Genomic DNA, 19,304 nt, shown 5'->3' with positions numbered 1-19,304 from the left:
TGCCTGCGCAGATAGAACCATGGACGTGGCAGGAGTATTCCTCCGGGCAGCGCCTCAGCTAGTCGGCCGGATGATGTTCGCGTGAGTTTCCGGTGCTAGCCCCTGGACGCGGCGGGAAGCTCAGGCTCAGCCGTTTCACAATGCCATAGGCCAGCATGTACATGCCGATCAGCAGGCCGAAACCGAGCGAACCTCCGGTATCCGCATTGCCCAGGACTGCCGCGTTCAGCAGCGCGCAGATCATCAGGACCAGTAGTCCGCCGGTAGCCATCGCGCCACCTCGGACACGGAAATCAGCGGTGGTGCCGCGTTGCCGACGGCCTCCAGTTGGAACCGTATGTGTGAACCCCATGACCCTCTCCTTCGAAAGCCGATTCGGCCCCGGACGAGCCGAATGGGTACTTCCACGGTAGGCCGGAAACTCCCGGTCCACAAGGGAGGCCCCGCCGGCCCCTCGAGCGGGGCCGGCGGGGGTGGAGCGTTTGCGGTCAGCCGGCGTCGGCGGCGTCCTGGGTGGCCCGTTCGATTTCTTCGGCCCGTTCTTGGTTGGCCTCCTCGGTCAACGCCGCACCGGCCTCGGCATCACGGGTCAGGTTCTCCCCTGTCGCGGGATCGAAGACGTGCAACCGGCGGGTATCGAGCCAGAGTTCGGAGACCCGTCCCCCACGGATCCGGCTCGCCGCGTCCAGGGTGACCACCACCTGCGGGCGCAATTCGTCGGCATCCAGATCGCGGGCCAGGGAATCGAGCATGTCCTTGACCTCGGGTGATGGATCGAAGTCGATGTACCCGTATTGTTCGTTGCCCAACCATTCGGTGTGGGTCAGTTCGGCGCTGAACGCGTTGCCGTGGGCCAACTTGGTTTCCTCCACCAGGGAGGCATCCTCAAAATACTCGGGACGGATGCCCACGAGCACCACGTCCTTGCCGGCGGCCGTGGCAGCCGTCGCCTGCGGGACCTCGAAATCCCCGATAGCGGTCTTGAGCACATTGCCTTCGACGGTGGCCGGCAGGAAGTTCATCGACGGGCTGCCGATGAACCCGGCCACGAAGATGTTCGCGGGCTGTTCGTAGAGTTCGCGCGGTGAGGCGATTTGTTGCAATTCGCCCTTCTTCAGCACAGCCACCCGGTCGCCCAGGGTCATGGCCTCGGTCTGGTCGTGGGTGACATAGACACTCGTGGTGGCCAGGCGCCGCTGCATCTGGGAGATCTCCGCCCGCATCTGGCCGCGCAGCTTCGCGTCCAGGTTCGACAACGGTTCATCGAAGAGGAAGGCATCGGCCTGGCGCACGATGGCCCGGCCCATGGCTACGCGTTGGCGCTGCCCGCCCGAGAGGTTGCCGGGTTTGCGATCGAGATGGTCGGTCAGTTCCAGGGTCAGGGCCGCTGCCCGTACCCGTTCCTGGACGTCGTCCTCCGTGAATTTGCCCTTGGCCAGCCGGAGCGGGAAGGCGATGTTTTCGAAGACGGTCAGGTGCGGGTAGAGGGCGTAGTTCTGGAAGACCATGGCCAGGTGTCGGTCGCGGGGGGCCATGTCGTTGACCCGTCGATCGTCGATGTACAGGTCCCCACTGGTGATGTCCTCGAGGCCGACGATCATGCGCAGCAACGTGGACTTGCCGCAGCCTGACGGACCGACCAGGATCACGAACTCCCCATCGGCGATGTCGATGGAGATGTCATTCACTGCCGGGAACCCGTCGTCGTACTTCTTGACCAGGTTCTTCAACGTAATCGATGCCATGGGTTGTCCTCTGCTTTCTCGGATCAGGGCCTCAGCCCTTGACTGCGCCCTGGGTCAGGCCTGAGACGATCTGCCGCTGGAAGCCCAGCACCAGGAGCACCACCGGGATGGTGACGATGATCGCGGCAGCGGAAATCGCGCCGGTGGGTGATTCGAATTGGGAGGCACCGGTGAAGAACGCCAGGGCCGCCGGAACCGGTCTCGCCGCCTCGGTGGAGGTCAGCGAGATGCCGTAGACGAAGTCGTTCCAGGCGATGAAGAAGGCGATGATCGCCGTGGTGAAGACCCCGGGGGCCGCCAGCGGGACGATCGCCTTGCGGAAAGCCTGCCAGGTGGTGGCCCCGTCGACCTGGGCTGCTTGTTCCAATTCCCAGGGGATCTGGCGGAAGAATGCCGCCAGCGTCCAGATGGAGATCGGCAAGGTCAGGGACAGGTAGGGGATGATCAAGCCGAGCCAGGTGTCATACAGCCCGATGGTGCGCCAGACGTTGAACAGGGGGGTGACGATGGAAATGACCGGGAAGATCGAGACGGCCAGCGCGGTGGTGAGCACCATTTTCTTGCCCGGGAAGTCCAACCGGGCAATCGCGTAGGCACAGAGGGTGGCCAACACGACGGCGATCGCCGTGGAGATCAGCGTGATGCCGATCGAGTTGCGCAGCGAGGTCAGGAACAGCCCTTGGGCGTCACCGACAAGAATCTGTTCGTAGTTGACCCCCGACCAGTTCGTCGGTAGCAGTTTTCCATTGGACAGGTCGCTGGGCTCCTTGAAAGAGGTGGCCAGAATCGAAAACACCGGGAACAGGGCGTAGACGGCGACGACTAACGTGATGCCGGCCCAGATGAGCCGGGTTTTCGTGGTGGCCTTCTTCATCACTTGCCTCCCTGGTTTCCGGCGAGGTCAACCTTGAACAGCTTGATTGCCACGAAGCAGATGATCAGCACACACAGGAACAGCAGGACCGAGATCGCCGAACCCAGTCCGATCTCCAGTCGTCCGATCGAGGTGCGATAGGCCAACAGCGAGAGCACTTCCGTACCGTAGGCACCGTTGGTCATGATGTAGACGTTGTCGAAGATCCTGAAGGCATCGAGCGCCCGGAAGAGAACAGCCACCATGATGGCCGCCTTCATATTTGGCAAGATCACTCGCTGCATGCGCTGCCACCAAGTGGCCCCGTCGACTTCAGCGGCCTCGGTCAGCTCATCAGGGACCTGTGCCAGGCCCGCCAAGAGCAACAACGAGATGAACGGGGTCGTTTTCCAAATTTCCGAAGCCATAATCACGAATAAGGACGTCCACGTCCCGGCGAACCAGTTGGTGTCCTCGCTGATTCCGGGAAGCCAGTCGAACCAGCTGTTAATGAAGCCGGAGTTGATGTCGAAGGCATAGAACCAGGCGAAGGCCGAAACCACGGTGATGATGCCGTAGGGAACCAGGATCGCGGTGCGAACGAACCCCCGCAATGACTTCAGCGCCTTATGCATGATCAACGCCATGGCGAAACCGAGGACCAGTTCGACCACGACGGTGATGACCGTGATCAACGAGGTGACGCCGAGGTCCCTGTAGAACAACGAGTCGGTGAGGATGACCCCGTAGTTCTTCAGCCCGATGAAACTCTTGTCCCCCGGGGCGGTGAGCCGGAAATTGAAGAGCGAATCCCAGACGGCCTGCAGGATCGGGTACAAGGTCACCATGAGCATGACCACGAAGGCGGGACCGGCCAGCATCCACCCCAGTCGGCGTTCGGCCCTGCGTCGTTCGGAGAGGACGACGCCGGTATCGGCACGCCGCCGTTGACGTGGTTTCGTCTCCACGGGGGTACTCACAGCGACTCCTCCCTCAACTGGTTGGGCCCGTCGGTGCTTCTGCGCCTCATAACAGCCTCTCCCCTCGCAGGACCGCGATGATGAAGTCGGTGGTCTTCTGCGGCGTCGATTTCGGGTCGACCCCGGACGGTGGCGCCCAATTCTGTTGGATGCCGGTGGAGACCTCGTTGTAGTACGGGGTCTGCGGCCGCGGAGCCGAATGCTTCAACGACTCCCTGATCGTCGGCGCCATCGGGAAGGCCTTCTTGATCGACGGATCGTCATAAGCCGTCGAATCCGAGGGCGGGTTGCCGTTGGTCACGAAGTATTCGACCTGGTTCTCGGGTTCCACGATGCATTCGATGGCCTCATAAGCCAGGTCGGTGTGAGTACTAGCTGCCCCGACCCCGAGGTTAATCCCGCCCAGTGGCGGGCGGGATTCCTGGTCCGATTGGGTCCTCGGGTATTGCGCCCACCCGATGTCCTCCACGAGTGACTTCTCCAGGCTGCCGGCCTTGACGCTGGCGTTGGTTGCCGGCCAGACGAAGGGCCAATTGACCATGAAGGAGCCCTTTTTGCCCTGAAAAAGCAGCATCGATTCGTTCTCGGCCTGGGTGGGAAGGCCAGGCGACCCTAGCCCCTTCTTGCCGATGGCCGAGACGATCTCGGCCGCCTTCTTCCCGGCCTCCGTTTCCAACCCCAGTTCCACGTCGTCGGCTGCGGCCTCGGGGTTTTGCACAATATGCCCGCCGCTGGATTCGACGAGCGCATTGACCCAGACGGTCATCGATTCGGCCAAGGCACCCTGGACACCGAGATACTTTTTCTCCTCTTGGGTGGCTTTGATCAGTTGGTCCCACGTCACCGACTTCGTCATATCCAACCCGGCGGCCTCCGCCACGGATTTGCGGTACCAGAGGATTTGGGTGTTGGCCCAGAAGGGAACGGTGACCAGCTCGTCCTTCCACTTCGCACCGGCCAGCGCGCCGTCGAGGGTGTTTTTGGTCGTTTTATCGGCCGTTTTTTGGGGCACCGGTGCCAGGAAACCTGGCTCGGCGAGTTCGGGGATGAACGGCGGGTCCAGGCTCATGATGTCCAGCGAGGTATCCCCCGCCGCCAGGCGCCGGGCGAGCTGTTCTCGCTGGGTAGCGGCATCTGAGGGAAGCAGCGAGGTTTCGATACGGTATTTGCCATCGGCTGCCGCGGTGCACGTCTTAGCGATGGCCGCCTGGCCACCGTCATCGGGGTTGATGTACCAGGTCAGCACCGGCGTCGAATCCGGGGCGCCGCAACCGGATAACAGCATGGCCGAGGCAACGGTGGAGACCGCGACCCAGCGGGCACGGCGCCGGAGGCGGCCGTGTTTCGAATGTTCTGGCATCAGTACGAGCCTCCCCGTCAACGTCCGAAAGACCCGAACAAATCCGGTCTGACCGGGTCGTTCACCCGACCTTATGCCTTCGGCGTGATTTGCGCCACACTCCGAGAGTTCGTGTCTCGGAGATGGGTCGGCGGCACTGTTCAGTCGTCGTCGCCGGCTGTGGCTTCCGACTCAGGGAGTTCCTGCACTTCGGAGGTCTCGTGGCCCGCCTCGTCCGGCGGGAGGGCCTCAAGGGTTCTGATGGTTTCGCCGTGGCGGCGCGGCACATCAACCAACCGTGGGTGCGGATACTTCGGGAGATCTTCCGTGGGCTCAGGAATTGCGCAACGCCTTAATGAGTTCGCCCTTTTTCAGCTCCGAGTAGCCGGTCAGGCCAATCTCGCGGGCGCGTTGGGTGAGCTGCTGGACGGTCCAGTCCTCATAGCTACCCGATTCACCGCCCCGCTCCCCCACCTCGGATCGGCTGTCTCGTGCCGCCGCATTGGCGATACGCGCTGATTTTTGTTTCGAGTTGCCCTCATCGCGCAAGGCCTCATACATTTCCTCGTCCTTGATGGGTGAGGTGTTCTCTGCCATGGCGGTTCCTCTTCCTTTAGCTGGTCCGTCTCCCCCAGACTACGGAATCACCGGTGTCGGTCAATGGCGAAGATATCCTCGCGATCAACCCACGGTGAACTGGACCCGCTGCCAACCGCTGGCTCCGTTGGGGACCGGGTCGGCACGTTTTTCGGTTTGGACCGTACCGTCGGCGTCGATGGCCCGCACGGTGGCCGAGTGGGTGCCTTCCTTGGCGCCTTTCCACTCATAGGACCATTGGCGCCAGGTATCGACGGAGGCTTCGGTGGCCATGTCGACCTTCTGCCACTCACCATCGTCGATCTTGATTTCCACACCTTTGATGCCTCGTGTTTGGGCCCAGGCGGTCCCACCGAGCATGACGGTGCCGGCGCTGACCGTCGAGAACGGCCGGGGAACATCTACTCGCGAGGCGAGTTTGATGGGGCCGTGATCGTCCCAGCCGCGGGTCGTCCAATAGGCTGCCTTATCGGCGAACCGGGTGACTTCCAGGTCAACCACCCATTTGGTGGCCGAAACATATCCGTAGAGCCCGGGGACGACCATGCGCACCGGGTAACCGTGTTCGAGCGGCAGCGGTTCATCATTCATTCCCACGGCCAGCAAGGCCTGACGATCATCGGTGAGTACCTCCAGCGGAGTGGAGGCACTGAATCCGTCGATACTGGTGGACAGGACCATATCGGCACCCTGCTGCGGGCGGGCCCGCTCCAGGAGCTTGCGCAACGGGTAGCCCAACCACTTTGCGTTGCCGACCAGATCACCACCGACGGGGTTGGAAACGCAAGTCAGGGTCAGCCACGTTTCGTCGAGCTCCATGCCCAGCAGCTCGTCGAAACCGATGCTGAATTCTTCCTCGACCATCCCGTGAACCCGCAGGGTCCAGCTGGCCGGGTCGATGCGGGGAACCGCCAACGCGGTGTCGATCCGGTAGAACGAATCGTTCGGCGTTACGAAGGAAGGCATGCCCTTGACCTCGGCGCCGACGCCCTCGGGTAGTGGAGTGGCTTGGTTGGCCGCGCGCGGCAGACGTAGCGCTTCACGGGTGGTCGCGGCCGCGTTGCGGACCCCCGAGAGGGCACGTCCACCGGCAAGCATCACCCCTGCTCCGACTGCCGTCACGATGGAGACGGTCAGGAATCTACGTCGGGAGGAGGAAGCCGGTTTTCGTGCCTGATCGGCGTCGTGTTCTTCGGCCTCTCCGGTCGATGTCCGGGAGCCGCCCTGGACGGAGGAGGCCGCGAGGCGGCTGACGTACAGCAGGGCTGCAATGCCAGCCACGGCGCCCACGACGGTCGGTACGATGTCCAGGATGCCGGTGGCGGGACGACTGAGGACGGCGGCGGCCATACCGACCGCCAGCACCAGGATCGCCCCCTGTGCCAGACCGAACCTGCTGCGGGCCAGCAGACCGATTGCTGCAGCGACGAGGGTGGCCACAATGCCCATGGAGATGAAGAGCGCCAGTTTGTCGTTGGTGCCAAAGGTGGCGATGGCGAAGTCCTTCAGCCACGGCGGGGTGATGTCGATGAACGCCCCACCGAGGGCCACCAAGGGCGAGGAAGAAGTGGAAAAGAAGGCGGAGATGAGCTCGGCCACCCCAAAGAGCAGCCCGGCGGACACCAGTCCGGCAAGAGCGTGGGGCCACCGCCGCAGTAGGGTGCGGATTCTGCCTCGAGCCGCGGTACTTCGACCGGGCATTTCCTGCGTTTCCATCATGCGCCTTCCATCCTGCCTTGCGGCCAGCGGCCCCTTGCGGGGGCGACCGGCCTGCTTCAGATGCCAGGGACTGCCTTTCGGACCCATGGATCACAGAAGATTCGGAGCCCTGGCCGATCTGGATTGGAAGGAGGCAGCTGGAACCTAAAGTTTCTGCAGGACGATGGGTTCGGTCGTGGGCTGCGGCGATCCGCCGGCCGGCTCCACAGTGATCCCCACGTGGGTCGCCGAGGACAGGCCCCCTTCCATCAGGGCGGTATCCGTTGACCCGTTGGCGAAATCGAGCATGCCCATGGGAGCCGCCCCATCATCACCAATGAGCCAGAGTTCGTAGCCTTGATCTTGCGGCAGCTTCGGCAACCCTTCGGCGGTCAGCGCGGCCAACCCGGCCGACGCGGAATAGGTCACCGTGACCTGTGCGCCATCGTCCAGCGATTGGCTGGCCGATTTCACATCGTCGGACGAGAAGATCCGCAACATTTTCTCGTTGCTTTGATCCAGTGCGCTCATCTGGTTCTGAAGCTGGTCCTGCTGATGGTTCTGGTTGATGACAACACCGGTCAGCCCGCCGGAGGTCACCAGAAGGGCAGCTGCGGCTACGGCCAGGTATTTGGTCCCGTTGCGGCTACCGGTGCCGGCCGCCCGTCGTCGTGCCCGGGCGGACCCCAGGTCCAAGACGTCGGGGGTGACCGGGGTGGCCTCGCTCGGCGCCTCCGGTTCGGTGGTCACGGAACCTTCGCCGGTCGTGGCCGCCGAGTCATCACTCACGGCAGGCAGTTGTGGGGTCTGCCGGATGGCGGCCATGATGTCCGCCTTGACTCGTGGTGGAGGAGTCACCGGTGCCGTGTGTTCGGCCAGCCGGGCGGCTGTTTCGCTGAGCGAGCGAACCTCGCGCAGGGTTTCCTCGGAGTCCAAGGCGGCGTCCTCGAAGGATTCGCGTTCGCCGGCTTCCAAGGCATTGAGTGCATAGGCACCAGTGAGTAGGTGCAGTTGCCGATCCATCACGCTACTCCCAACTGGTCTCTGAGTTTGATCATTCCATCACGGATCCGAGTTTTCACGGTTCCCACCGGGGCTTCGAGCATCCCGGCGACTTCCTGGTGGGTATAGCCTCCGAAGTAAGCCAATTCGATGGCTTGGCGCTGCGCTACCGAGAGGCATTTCAAGGCCTCCTGCACTCGCTCGCTTTCCATACGGGCCTCGACGGTTTCTTGGACGTTGTCGTAGCTTTCCTCGAATCCCTTGACCCCCTCGCGGAGGTCGCGATCCTTGCTGCTTTGGCTGGCACGGACCCGGTCCACGGCGCGGCGGTGGGCCATCACCATGATCCACGAAGTGCAGCGTCCCCGGTCGGCGTCATAACGAGCTGCGTGCTGCCAGATCTCGACGAAGACCTCCTGCAGGACCTCTTCGCTTTGTGACTCGTCTCGCAGAATGCGACGGATCAAACCAAAGACCCTGGCCGAGAGATCGTCATAGAGTGCTCCGAAGGCTTCTTCGTCGCCCTGGGCGATCCTGCCGATGAGTTCTTCATGGTCCAGGGGTGCGGGTTCGTCCGCTGTCCGGGCCCATGGCAATCTCATATCTGACAGTCTCGCATGACTCCCACCTGCCTGAATACCAATTCCCTTCCCCATGGGTACCTCTTCGGGGTACACCACCGGCTCCGACGGCTGCTGCCGCCGGAGCCCGTGGCGTTCCAGCTGCGGCCTTACTTCTTGGCGGCGTCCGGCATCATGACCTCATCGATGAGGTACACGGTGGCGTTGGCGGTCTGGACGCCACCGCAGATGACGGATGCTCCGTTGACCTTCATGTCATCTCCGCTACCGGTGACCTCGACCGAGTCGCCTTCGACGGTCTTATGGCTCCCCTCGATCTCATCGGGGGTCATCTGGCCGGGAACCACATGGTAGGTCAGAACCTTGCTGAGCATGTCCGAGTCCTCAACGACGGCATTCAGATCCTTCTCGGGGATCGCGGCGAAGGCGTCATCGACGGGGGCGAAGACGGTGAACTCGTCACCATTAAGGGTGTCTACCAGGTCGACGTCCGGGTTCAATTCGCCGGAGACGGCTTTGGTGAGCGTGGTGAGCAGCGGGTTGTTGGACGCTGCCACGGCTACCGGGTCCTTGGCCATGCCGGCCACGGATCCCTCGCCGTCCGGGACCTTCTCGGCGTAGCCGGCGCAGCCGGTGCCGATCAGATTAGCTGCTGGGTCCATCTCCGAGGCAGAGGAAGAGGATTCAGACATCGGGGCCGAGGATGAGGATTCGGACATCGGTGCTGATGACTCCGTCGAGCCGGCGTCGCTGCCGCCGCCGGAGCAGGCGCTCATGGCGAGCGAGCCCACTGCCATCAGGCCGAAGAGTGCTGCGTACTTGCGATTCATGGTCTTCATGACGTGTCTCCTTGCTGTCACGACCAACGGCCGTGCTTGCTTCCCGTTCCCCAGTGACGGGGGTGGGCTGTCATGAAGTCATTCGGAGCCCGGCAGCGTATGGATTGGAACGAGATGAAAAGTTTTTGAATTTCTTTTCCGCCCCCCCCCATGGGCGGCACATACCACTTCTGCCGGGCCTTGCCTAGGGGCATTTATGGGGAGTTCTCCCCATGGCGGACTACCCGCCGGTAGCCTAGAGTTTTTTCCACCGGCACCGGAGCTGTTCTCCCCCCAAAGTTGCTCCGGTGCCGGACCTTTTAACGGGAAACTTATTCGGGCTCAGCGCAGTCGCCGACGCACCTCCGAGAAGCCCCGCACATAGGCGGTGGACTCCAGATAGTCCCCATGGGTCGCTGGCAGGAATTGGTAGGCCTGTTCCTGATAGGAGGCAGCTTCCATGTCTTCCCTTCCCCCGCCCCCGAGATAGCGGGCAGGGAACCCCAGCGGGTCCGTCGGCCGGTAAAGGTTCAGCCACCGCTCCCCCACCAGAGTTCCCAAGGACCCCTGCAGTATCACGGCAGGGCCTGGATCCGCTTCCTCGGCGATCTCCCCGGCCAGCGTAGGAGACCAGGGATTATGCGCGGTAGGTGACGGCGGGCCCGCAGGAACCAACGAGAGCTCACCGGGGCCGCAGACTCCCGGGAAGAAGCGCGCGAAATAACGCCGCAATTGGCAGCCGTAACTCAACAGTCCGACCCGCTCCTGGTCCTCTGTGGCTAGGCCGCGGGCCGGAAGTTGGAACAGGGCGCAGACGGCCAGCACAATCCCCATCGAATGCGCCGATACCACCAGGCCGCGCTCTTCCGGGGCGGCTGCACCGGGCATCGCCCCTCGGGCTTCTTCCTGCGGAAGTTCCTCGATCGTGGCCTCGCGGTCCTCGGCAAACCAGTCGACGATGCGGTCGGCCAATTCGGGCACCACCCGCTCGGCGTAGCAGGAGGGCCCAAAGGGATGGGCTTGGGTGGGCAGGAAACACATGAGGTCCCACAACAGTCCGAGCGGGCGGGAGTCAGAGCGCCGCGACAACAGGTACAGCGCCGCCACCGCGATCATGCCTGCCCACAGTCCTGCGTCGCCGAGTCCCCGGAGCAATGGCCACAGGCCCCCGCCCTCGGTCCGGTCAGGGCCCCAGGAAGGGATCAGCGCCAGCAGGCCGACGCAGATGCCGATGAATACTGCCCAACCTATCCATCCGATGAACACCTCCATGCGGCGCAGCAGGGCTGCCTGACGGCGGGCATGGTGGACCTCTTCGGCGGAGTGGGTGATCATCGGGCTGGTTGTCCAGTTCCCTGCCTGACGGACCAGATGTTCACGGATCGCCGCGATGTCGTCAGCCCGCAGTTTCCTTCCCCTCCGGTGGACGGCTACCTGGCGCAGGGCCAACCAGGACAGTGCGGCCAGCAGGAACAGGAGAAAGCCTGCTCCTTGCAGGACATAGACCAACGGCGGTTTCGGGCCGCGTAAAACCCACCCCGCACCCAAGACGACGGCGAAGGACAGCAGGAGGGCGAAGCCGGCTGCCAGTGACCCGAGGATGAACGGGCCACGGCCCTTCCACCCCAAGTATTTCCGTCCCTCCCCGGGGTCGCTCCCGGAACCGTCCGGCTTCCCTGTCCGGGCCGCCCATTCGGCACCGAGCAGCAGGGCCACCAGTGTGAGGGCCAGGGCGATAACGACGACCATGGCCGCCGAAGCTCCGGCGCGGGTTCCGCGCCCAGCCCCGGGGTCAGCGATCCCTGCGGCGAGGACCGCGACGAGGAGAATCGTGCAGAGCATCAGGTAGGCGGCATGACGTCGTGGCACATCCCCAGCAATCTGGGCTTGGGGTTTCACGATCCAGACGCAGCCGCCCAGCGTCAGTAGCACCGCTAGTCCGGTCGCCACCGGCCAAACGCTCCCCGCCCAGGCTGCCGCACCGCTGCCCGGCTGCCACCCATCGACATGGTCGAACGCGAAGATCGCTGCCAGCCAGGCCAAAGCCGCCCCGGTATGAAGGCGGCGCAATCTGCCCATGCCCGAGCCCACCAACCACAGATCGCGTTGGGCCAACAGCGGAGCACCAGGCTGCATGGCAGAGGCCGAACGTGGCGGCACCCGTCCCGGCCGTGAGGGGCCGGTGAGATAGCGGGTTCGCCCCAGCATCGGCAGGACGACGACTGCCGCCAGTGCCAGCAACGGCAAGCCCATCAGCAGGGCGTCCCGGGTTCCTGGCCCCAGCTCGCCTAAGGGTGCCAGCACGATCCGCGCCCCCGGGCAGCTCAGCTCCACCCCGGCTCCGATCGCCGTGGTGGCCGTAGCGAAGCATTGTCTGCCGATCATGTCTAGGGCCACAGTGGCCGCGGTAGTGACGAAGAGCAAACTCAACAGCAGACCGTAGAGCCGCATCGTTCCGGCCCCCAGCCCGGTGCTGATGGTCCTGGCGATCCACCGATGTTCTTCGTCGGTCGAGTCCTTCTTCTCGGGTGCTTCATCGGTGCCGATACGACTCCGTGACCAGTAGGCGGTGTTCGCCAGCCCGTAGGGGGCCAGCGCAAACCAGAGGAGCTTGACCAGGGCATCGCCGATCCTGCCCAAGGAAGGGATCCCGGTGAACCGGGACAGACGTCCCCAGGCGTACGCTTCGACGCGCCGGTCGGTCGGGGCGTTTTCAGGGGCCGGCTGGCGATAGGTGGAAAATCCGGCGAGCTGATCCCCGCGGATGGTTTCGACGCGTTGCGGCGTCGTTTCGAGCATTTCATAGGACGGGGTATTCAAGACCCCGTGGATGCGCAGCTCCAGTAATTCGTGCGCCCCATAGTTCACAGCCGGTTCGGCTTCCATGACGCCCCCTTCCGCACACTGTCGTGGATGCCAGTGAACCACGACCGGGCTAGTCTTAGCTTCAGAGAGGCGGCCGGTCTAGGAGGCAACTGTGGGTCCACGAACGGTGCGGTTGACCGTCGACGAACTTCCATGGGCCCACATCAGCGACCGCCACGCGCTCTTGGAGGCCTCCCTCCGCTGCGAGGGCGAACCGTCGCCGATGCTTCAGGCTCTGCAGATGCTCAGCAATGCGCCCCCGGTTCCGGGGCACGGGACCACCACCGAGCTATGGGAGCTCTTGGCCTCCGTCGCTGCCTTGGATCTGACGGCCGCTCGCGTCCTAGAACCCCATCTAGATGCCGCAGCCATCCTCGAACAGGCGGGTATTCCCTGGGTTCCTGGAGTCACATGGGGTGTCTTCGCAGCCGAAGGGCAGGGGATGCGTCTTGACGCCAGCAACATGAACGACGGCAGCTGGCTGCTGCGCGGCGAGAAGCCGTGGTGTTCCCTGGCAGGAAGGATTGACCGCGCGCTCATCACGGCGAACGTACCCGGCGGGCGACGAGCCTTTTCGGTCAACTTGAGGCAGGCTGGCGTCGCCCCCTTCCCCACAGTCTGGGCCAGCCATGGTTTGGCTAAAGTACCCAGCGGGCCTCTCCAAATCGACGCCGTCGAGGGGGTCCCGGTGGGAACTACCGATTGGTATCTGGACCGCGACGGATTCGCCTGGGGCGGGATCGCCGTCGCCGCCTGCTGGTTCGGCGGAGCCGTCGGTCTCTTTCGCACGCTGCACCATGCTGCCACTCAGCGCGAGCCGGATCAGCTGGCATTGGCTTGGCTGGGTGAGGCCGACAGGTTGTTGGCCTCCGGAGCGGCCCTGCTGGCCGACACCGCTCGCCGGGTGGACACCGTCGGGGTTGGCTGGCGCGAAGCCCATCGGGTGCGCGGTCAGATCGCCTCAGCTTGTGAGCGCATGATCTCCATCTGTGGTCAGGCCCTGGGCCCGGGCCTCTTGGCCTTCGACTCGGAGCATGCACGTCGTGTCGCCGACCTCAGCGTGTACATCCGCCAACACCACGCCGCACGGGACGACGCAACCTTGGGCCAGCTCTTGTTGCAAGACACCGGCGGGGAAGAGCCTGGGGAGACCTGCCCATGGTGATCTTCAGCCATGACGAGGTCGGCACCGCGGAAAATGCGTGGGTCACAGCAGGAATCGGATCACTGCCTCGACTCGAAGATTCCGTCATCCCCGGTCCCGACGGACACCTCATCGTCGTCGTTGCCCATCCAGACGACGAGTCGCTGGGCGCCGCTGGGCTGATCCACACCGCGTTGCGCCGGGGGGCCATAGTCAGCGTCTTGATCTGCAGCGACGGGGAGGCTTCCCACCCGAGCTCCCCCACGTATCAGCCAGTCCAACTCGCCGCGCTGCGCCGTCAGGAGCTGGATACGGCCCTGCACCTCCTGCTCGACGGCGCGCCCGTTGCGGGAAAACTGAGCTGGCACTACCTCGGCCTGCCGGACGGCGGTCTGGCCCGGCACGAGGCGACCGTCCAATCCGCGATCAACACCGCCATAGACGGGCCCGTCGGCGGCGAGGGGTCCACGGCAGACATTGCATGGACCGTCTTGGCAGCGCCCTACCGGTTCGATGCCCATACCGACCACGATGCCGTGGGGGTCGCCGCGGCCCGAGTGGCTTCCCAGCGGCATCTTGGTCTGTTGGAATTCCCCATCTGGTATTGGCATTGGGCTTCACCGAACCGGCAGGAGTGGCGTGGCTGGCACGCAGTGGAACTGGATACGGCGGCACGCACGGCCAAGCAGAGGGCATTGGGGGCGCATCGCTCCCAAACCCTGCCCCTCTCACCAGCACCCGGAGACGAGGCATTACTCGGTGAGGGCTTTCTGGAGCACTTCCGCCGTCCCACCGAGACGTTCCGTTGGACGTCTCCGGGGTTGCATGACTCGGCCTCGGCAGCACGTATCTTTGATGAGCTCTATCGCAAGAAGGCCGATCCCTGGGACTATCTAGGCAGCGCCTACGAACGGCGTAAGCGCGCCGTGACGCTGGCTTCGCTTCCGCGCGCGCACTATGCCACAGCCATCGAAGCCGGATGCTCGATCGGCGTACTCACGGCGTCCTTGGCCGCTCGCTGTTCCCATCTGCTAGGGATCGATGCGAGTCAGGTGGCTCTGGACGCTGCCGGGCATCGTGTCGCAGGACTCAAGAACGTTTCCCTGCTTCGAGCCGACCTGCCCGGCGAATGGCCTAAGGTGCCCCCGGGTTCGGTTGAGCTCGTCGTCCTCTCGGAGATCGGTTACTTTCTGGGGCGGGAAGAACTGCAGACGTTATTGGAACAATCCGCGGTGTCTCTGCAACCGGGTGGGCACCTGCTGCTGTGCCACTGGCTGCATCCCATCGACGGGTGGGACCTCGATGGTCAGTTGGTCCATGACACCTGCCGTTCCTTGGGATGGAGGCAACTCGTCGTTCACCGTGAAGAGGATTTCCTGCTGGAGATCCTCAGTGCACCTGGAGGGACCGATGTCTAGCGGAGCGGCTGCTCTCGAGCAGATCGCCATCGTGCTGCCAATCCGTGATGAAGAGCAACGGCTGGACGCTGCCGTAGAGCACATACTGGCTGCCATGGATCGGTGGGAATCCGCTGGCCCTGGCCGAACACGGTTGGTTCTCGTTCTGGACTCCTGCACGGACGGCTCCCCACAGATCGCCTCACGGGCCGCGGACGCGGATACGAGGATCAGTATCGTCACCACGGCTGTCCGCTGCGTCGGGGCGGCCAGGGCTTTGGGGGTACGCACGGCTCTAGCCGGGATCCCATCGCCCTCCTTCCACCGGCAGTGGATCGCCAGCACGGATGCAGACACCCGAGTCCCAGCCGCTTGGCTCGAAGTCTTTGCCGAGGCTGCAGAAGCCGGCGCCGACGTCCTGCTGGGGACCGTTGAACCCGATCTGGCGGAACTCGGTCGCTATCGCTATTACCAGTGGTTGCGCCGGTACACGCGCTCCGAGGGACATGGGCATATCCACGGCGCGAACCTCGGCGTGCGAGCCTCCGCCTACGTGGACGCCGGCGGATTCCCATCCGTGACCGATGACGAAGACGTTGGCTTGGTCGACGCGCTGCGCTCCCGAGGCGCCGATATCCGCTCCAGCGGGAAGCTTCACGTCGTGACGTCGGGGCGCGTACGTGGACGCGCCGAACATGGTTTCGCCGAGTACCTCGCGCATCTGCCGGTTTCTGACTCCGTTGCGTCGGAGCACGAGCGCTGACTCGAACGTTACCTGCTAGTCACCTAGTTCTTGGATCGAGGACCCTCGTCGGCGACATCGTCGTCCTTTTGGTCCATCTCACGCTCGACGGAAATCTGCCGTCGCTCATACTCTCTATTGCTGAAGGTCGCTTGCCGAACGATTTCCGGGTCCGTCAAACTGGATCCGACGGCGCCGGCGATGGTCCCCATCGATGCCGAGAGCCAAGCAAGGTTCAGGTAGTCGGTGGCCATAGCCTGGTGCCCCAACTGGGCGCCGAGGTAGTCGATATTGATCACCACCAGACCACCGATGTAGATCACGACAAACAGGCCCAGATACATGGCGGCAACGGCAATGAACACCGTCCCGGTCGTGGCGGCGTTGTAGACGACGTGTCGTTCACGACTGCGGGCGCCGCGCGGACGCTCCCATAGGCGGTGGGACCCAATCAACCAAAGCGACATAATAGTCACCGACAAGCAACTAATACCTGTCAGCCTCCAGGGGCTGAGATAATCAGCCATGGACCAGATATTGGTGTAGAAAATACCGAAGGCACCCGTCGCAATGGCCGCAGCCATCGAGGAGGAAAGCTTGGGTACCAGTCTCAGGGGGCGGTTGCTGCGCACCATCCCCGTCAACATGGCGAGCCTGCCCAATGGCCCTTTCACTGTTTCGACGGTATCGAGCGATTCCGGTCCTTCAGTACCGTCATCCACGGTGGCGATATCGCGCAGCGGGGACAGCGGTTGGGGCAGGACATCGCCGCCACCGGCCTCGTTATATAGGACGATGATGGCTTGAACCACGATGCTTCGTAGTCGCCTGAACCCGGCTAAACCGAGCGTAGGTAAGACAATCATCGCTGAGCCATGCGCGGTATTGAGCGTGGACATCAGTGGTTCGTTGAGCTGATACTTCGGCAAGTCGGTGACGTAAACCAAGTAGTCCCAATGGCGCTCCTGGCGCAGCATGGGAGAAGTAGCGACCAGAGCGACCGTGCCATCGGTATCAAGCGGTAAGGAGGATTCCTCCACGACGACAACCCACTCGTGCGGTTCATCGATCTGCGCTGACAGCAGGTCGGGCAGAATTTTAGCCAACTTCTCTGCCTGGACCAGCGGAAGACCGGGGTCCGCCATGAGCCCCACGGTCACGGTATTCGGCTCGAGATCCGGACGCTCCTCCTCCTGATCTGGATCCACCTTCGGTACAACATCCTGCTCACTGGTGTCCACGGGACCACTTCTCCTTAAGGCTGCTCTTGAATGGCCGCGACGAGCTCACGAGGGGCACTACGAGAAGGCTGATCTGCCGCTATACGAAGTCAATGTAGCCGTTCCGACCACCGATCGGAAGGTTCTTGGAACACGGATCGCCGCGAACAATCTATTCGCCTGCTGCGCAGCGTGCAGTGGGCCTATCCAGTGAAGCTTCGATAGACCAACAAACACGTTTACCTTGTAAGCTTACAAGATAAACAAGACAGTGCGCGAACTCTTCTTCGAGCTCCATAACTTGTGATATTTACGCAGGGGCCACCAAGCAACACCGCGGGCCCCTGGTTCGCCAAGTCGAGGAAACCTCAGGACTTGAGCAGCTCGATACGGTTGAGGACATCCTCCAAAGCCATTTCAAACTCCTGCTCATTCCAGCTTCCGGCCAGCAGGGACTGCATTCGCTGAATGTTCGGGTACTCACTCAGCTCAACCGACTGTTGCTCCTGTGGCGAGGACTCGACATTGCCGTCCTCCCCATCCAGCGAGACGTGCAGAAGGAGGTTCCCCAGCAGGAAACTACTGAACGCCTGGTACGCCTCAGCTGCCTGACGGTCGGAAAACCCAGAAGAAGTCAGAGCGGCCAAGAAAGACTCGATCCATGCCAAGCTGCGTAGCGGTGGCCTGATCCATGGAGCACCGGTCGGCCGGGTGGCAATGACAGGAAAGACCTGAGGGTAGGCCATGGCCAACTTCCTCAGCCCGTGGGCCAGACGAACCAGGTAGTCCTGCCACCCCTGACGAGGATGAACAAAAACATCCGGGTCATCCTGCAATTCCAGGAGAACCCGAGCCACGATGCCGTCCAGCAAGTCTTCGCGCGAGGGGACGTACCTGTAGAGCGCCATGGCCTCAACGCCAAGCTCCTTACCCAGACGACGCATGGTCAAATACGAAAGACCATGCTTTTCTATGAACCGCGCACCCGTGTCCAGAATCAATTCGCGAGACAACCGCCCCTTTTGCTCCTCGGTAGCCGAGGTCGACCTACCCGCTGCCACATTTCCTTCTTTCGCACAGACTCTTGAGGATCCCAGACTACGGTCCCCGAGCAGACCCGCTCCACCCACCTATCTCGGAGCGGTCGCATGATGCAACAAAAACGGCTGCTGTCACATCCATAACGTGGATGTGACAACAGCCGCCTCAGTCCAGGGAAACGCTCCTAGAGCGCTCCCGGAAACACGAAACTTACTCAGACTCGCTTCTTGATCCCACGCAAAACCCACATCACGGCACCAATCACAAGAATCGCAATTCCGATCCACAAGAGGATCTTTGCAGCTTCAACGGCGATACCCAATACCAGCAGTATCGCTCCGACAATAATCAATGTAAGTACTAGTCCCATAAAAGTCAGTTTACAAGATAAACCACCGTCTGTCACCTGCTGCTGACGGGAGGGGGCCGGCCCGGCAGCAATACAGGCGTGATGATGTGGCTCGGCCCTGCTCTTTCTAGCTTTCCGGGTTGCTCCTAGTCGTCTCGCGTGCGTCCCGTGCGGAGGCCACATCGTCGACGATGACCACAATATGGCGCAGGCTGGTGAGCAGCGCACCGTAAAGGGGCCACCTGCGCTGGGGAAGTTCCTGGTCTTCCGACATCGTCGAGGCCAACGAGGTCAAGCGGTCAGCGAGAGGTTCGACGTCGGCATCGGGGTCGGCGATCGAATGGCCGCAGTCGCGCACGAGGCCCACCCACTGTTCCCGGAACCGTTCGTCCCATTCACCTGAGGCATACGTGGCGTCGCGCAGGGTGCGGGCCAGATGACGCAAATGCGAGATGCCTTCGTCGACCCTGGAGAGGATGTGCTCGTAGCTGACCTCTTGGTTGGATGCGGGCTGATCACTGTTGGCCGCACGCGCGCGGCGGATTGCCGCCAGTCCACCCCGCGGGTTCGCGCGGCGGCTCTCCCGGGCGAATCGAACTGACTGCCAAGCTGAGTTCAGTTCTTCGGACATTGACTGGGTCTCCGCGTACCAAGCGTCGGCTCGGTCGGTATCCCATTCATCGGACAGCTCGTCCGCCATGTTGCCCAGCACCTCCCCCATCCGCCGGTTGATGCTGTCCACATAGCGCGCCGCCTGCTGATCGCGCAGCGGGGGGATGATCAACAGATTGACCACCACGCCCACGGCAACCCCGAGGCCGACCTCGATGATCCGGTCGAGCAAGATGGGCTCCTGGCTGGAGAACCCGCTGCCTAGGTGTATTGACCACGGACGTTGGTAACGCTCCGGGGTAGTTGAAATAGGGAAGACCT

At 63.0% G+C, this 19,304-nt stretch carries 18 protein-coding genes; 3 read left to right on the top strand and 15 right to left on the bottom strand.

The genetic code is table 11. The features are described from left to right. Nucleotides 1-58: 58 nt before the first annotated feature. The 11 genes from FM101_RS12630 to FM101_RS12580 form a co-directional block, all read right to left on the bottom strand. The gene (locus FM101_RS12630) at nt 59-352 is read right to left on the bottom strand and encodes a hypothetical protein (RefSeq protein ID WP_087000199.1); all 294 of its coding nucleotides are present in this window, start codon (nt 350-352) and stop codon (nt 59-61) included. A gap of 136 nt (nt 353-488) precedes the next feature. Beyond that, the gene (locus FM101_RS12625; protein WP_087000197.1) at nt 489-1,745 is read right to left on the bottom strand and encodes an ABC transporter ATP-binding protein; all 1,257 of its coding nucleotides are present in this window, start codon (nt 1,743-1,745) and stop codon (nt 489-491) included. A 31-nt stretch (nt 1,746-1,776) separates the two neighbouring features. Next, nucleotides 1,777-2,619, bottom strand: a complete 843-nt coding sequence (locus FM101_RS12620) for a carbohydrate ABC transporter permease (protein ID WP_087000195.1) — start codon at nt 2,617-2,619, stop codon at nt 1,777-1,779. Then, nucleotides 2,619-3,578, bottom strand: coding sequence for a carbohydrate ABC transporter permease (locus FM101_RS12615; RefSeq protein ID WP_428844164.1), 960 nt, complete (start codon nt 3,576-3,578; stop codon nt 2,619-2,621). Before FM101_RS12615 ends, FM101_RS12620 begins: the two co-directional genes overlap by 1 nt. A gap of 46 nt (nt 3,579-3,624) precedes the next feature. Further along, nucleotides 3,625-4,938 (bottom strand): extracellular solute-binding protein, encoded by a 1,314-nt coding sequence (locus FM101_RS12610; protein WP_087000193.1) that lies wholly within the window; start codon nt 4,936-4,938, stop codon nt 3,625-3,627. A gap of 312 nt (nt 4,939-5,250) precedes the next feature. Beyond that, nucleotides 5,251-5,514 carry a DUF7218 family protein gene (locus FM101_RS12605; protein WP_087000191.1) on the bottom strand — a complete coding sequence of 88 codons (264 nt, stop codon included), beginning with the start codon at nt 5,512-5,514 and terminating at the stop codon, nt 5,251-5,253. An 84-nt stretch (nt 5,515-5,598) separates the two neighbouring features. After that, on the bottom strand, nt 5,599-7,233 hold the full coding sequence (locus tag FM101_RS12600) for a molybdopterin-dependent oxidoreductase (RefSeq protein WP_087000189.1): 1,635 nt from the start codon (nt 7,231-7,233) through the stop codon (nt 5,599-5,601). 144 nt (nt 7,234-7,377) lie between these two features. Beyond that, on the bottom strand, nt 7,378-8,235 hold the full coding sequence (locus FM101_RS12595) for an anti-sigma factor (protein WP_087000187.1): 858 nt from the start codon (nt 8,233-8,235) through the stop codon (nt 7,378-7,380). Further along, nucleotides 8,235-8,816, bottom strand: coding sequence for an ECF RNA polymerase sigma factor SigK (gene sigK, locus FM101_RS12590; RefSeq protein WP_087000186.1), 582 nt, complete (start codon nt 8,814-8,816; stop codon nt 8,235-8,237). The genes FM101_RS12595 and sigK overlap by 1 nt, the downstream gene beginning before the upstream one ends. Nucleotides 8,817-8,944: 128 nt before the next feature. Next, nucleotides 8,945-9,634 (bottom strand): fasciclin domain-containing protein, encoded by a 690-nt coding sequence (locus tag FM101_RS12585; protein ID WP_087000184.1) that lies wholly within the window; start codon nt 9,632-9,634, stop codon nt 8,945-8,947. Between the two features lie 321 nt (nt 9,635-9,955). Further along, complete coding sequence (locus FM101_RS12580) at nt 9,956-12,499, bottom strand: hypothetical protein (RefSeq protein WP_087000182.1); 2,544 nt, start codon at nt 12,497-12,499, stop codon at nt 9,956-9,958. A 91-nt stretch (nt 12,500-12,590) separates the two neighbouring features. On the opposite strand from FM101_RS12580, the gene FM101_RS12575 reads away from it, so the two are divergent. The 3 genes from FM101_RS12575 to FM101_RS12565 are packed head-to-tail and all read left to right on the top strand — an operon-like array spanning nt 12,591 to nt 15,782. Next, nucleotides 12,591-13,643, top strand: coding sequence for an acyl-CoA/acyl-ACP dehydrogenase (locus tag FM101_RS12575; protein WP_087000180.1), 1,053 nt, complete (start codon nt 12,591-12,593; stop codon nt 13,641-13,643). Further along, the gene (locus FM101_RS12570) at nt 13,637-15,040 is read left to right on the top strand and encodes a PIG-L family deacetylase (RefSeq protein ID WP_087000178.1); all 1,404 of its coding nucleotides are present in this window, start codon (nt 13,637-13,639) and stop codon (nt 15,038-15,040) included. The genes FM101_RS12575 and FM101_RS12570 overlap by 7 nt, the downstream gene beginning before the upstream one ends. Further along, entirely contained in the window at nt 15,033-15,782 is a 750-nt protein-coding gene (locus FM101_RS12565; RefSeq protein WP_179204322.1) for a glycosyltransferase, read from the top strand. The genes FM101_RS12570 and FM101_RS12565 overlap by 8 nt, the downstream gene beginning before the upstream one ends. 23 nt (nt 15,783-15,805) lie before the next feature. Here the strand turns inward: FM101_RS12565 and FM101_RS12560 are convergent, their stop codons facing one another. The 4 genes from FM101_RS12560 to FM101_RS12550 form a co-directional block, all read right to left on the bottom strand. Next, nucleotides 15,806-17,002: a hypothetical protein gene (locus FM101_RS12560; RefSeq protein WP_245806698.1), complete on the bottom strand. Its 1,197-nt coding sequence runs from the start codon at nt 17,000-17,002 to the stop codon at nt 15,806-15,808. A gap of 347 nt (nt 17,003-17,349) precedes the next feature. Then, entirely contained in the window at nt 17,350-17,994 is a 645-nt protein-coding gene (locus FM101_RS12555) for a TetR/AcrR family transcriptional regulator (RefSeq protein WP_245806697.1), read from the bottom strand. Between the two features lie 242 nt (nt 17,995-18,236). Beyond that, on the bottom strand, nt 18,237-18,392 hold the full coding sequence (locus FM101_RS15770; RefSeq protein WP_179204321.1) for a hypothetical protein: 156 nt from the start codon (nt 18,390-18,392) through the stop codon (nt 18,237-18,239). A gap of 106 nt (nt 18,393-18,498) precedes the next feature. Continuing rightward, nucleotides 18,499-19,304, bottom strand: an 806-nt coding sequence (locus FM101_RS12550) for a hypothetical protein (protein WP_218778284.1), incomplete at its 5' end; no start/stop codon positions are given.

The sequence above is a fragment of the Arthrobacter rhombi genome, from assembly GCF_900163545.1.
Lineage (GTDB): Bacteria > Actinomycetota > Actinomycetes > Actinomycetales > Micrococcaceae > Arthrobacter_H > Arthrobacter_H rhombi_A.
The sequence above is the reverse complement of the archived record's forward strand: the minus strand, read 5'-3'. Positions and strand labels throughout refer to the sequence as shown.

What these genes read in the sequence shown, in the direction of transcription:
- FM101_RS12605 (WP_087000191.1), bottom strand. Translation starts at nt 5,514, where the DNA reads ATGGCAGAGAACACCTCACCCATCAAGGACGAGGAAATGTATGAGGCC.
- FM101_RS15770 (WP_179204321.1), bottom strand. Translation starts at nt 18,392, where the DNA reads ATGGGACTAGTACTTACATTGATTATTGTCGGAGCGATACTGCTGGTA.
- FM101_RS12595 (WP_087000187.1), bottom strand. Translation starts at nt 8,235, where the DNA reads ATGGATCGGCAACTGCACCTACTCACTGGTGCCTATGCACTCAATGCC.
- FM101_RS12625 (WP_087000197.1), bottom strand. Translation starts at nt 1,745, where the DNA reads ATGGCATCGATTACGTTGAAGAACCTGGTCAAGAAGTACGACGACGGG.
- FM101_RS12565 (WP_179204322.1), top strand. Translation starts at nt 15,033, where the DNA reads ATGTCTAGCGGAGCGGCTGCTCTCGAGCAGATCGCCATCGTGCTGCCA.
- FM101_RS12620 (WP_087000195.1), bottom strand. Translation starts at nt 2,619, where the DNA reads ATGAAGAAGGCCACCACGAAAACCCGGCTCATCTGGGCCGGCATCACG.
- FM101_RS12570 (WP_087000178.1), top strand. Translation starts at nt 13,637, where the DNA reads ATGGTGATCTTCAGCCATGACGAGGTCGGCACCGCGGAAAATGCGTGG.
- sigK (WP_087000186.1), bottom strand. Translation starts at nt 8,816, where the DNA reads ATGAGATTGCCATGGGCCCGGACAGCGGACGAACCCGCACCCCTGGAC.
- FM101_RS12580 (WP_087000182.1), bottom strand. Translation starts at nt 12,499, where the DNA reads ATGGAAGCCGAACCGGCTGTGAACTATGGGGCGCACGAATTACTGGAG.
- FM101_RS12630 (WP_087000199.1), bottom strand. Translation starts at nt 352, where the DNA reads ATGGGGTTCACACATACGGTTCCAACTGGAGGCCGTCGGCAACGCGGC.
- FM101_RS12610 (WP_087000193.1), bottom strand. Translation starts at nt 4,938, where the DNA reads ATGCCAGAACATTCGAAACACGGCCGCCTCCGGCGCCGTGCCCGCTGG.
- FM101_RS12585 (WP_087000184.1), bottom strand. Translation starts at nt 9,634, where the DNA reads ATGAAGACCATGAATCGCAAGTACGCAGCACTCTTCGGCCTGATGGCA.
- FM101_RS12600 (WP_087000189.1), bottom strand. Translation starts at nt 7,233, where the DNA reads ATGATGGAAACGCAGGAAATGCCCGGTCGAAGTACCGCGGCTCGAGGC.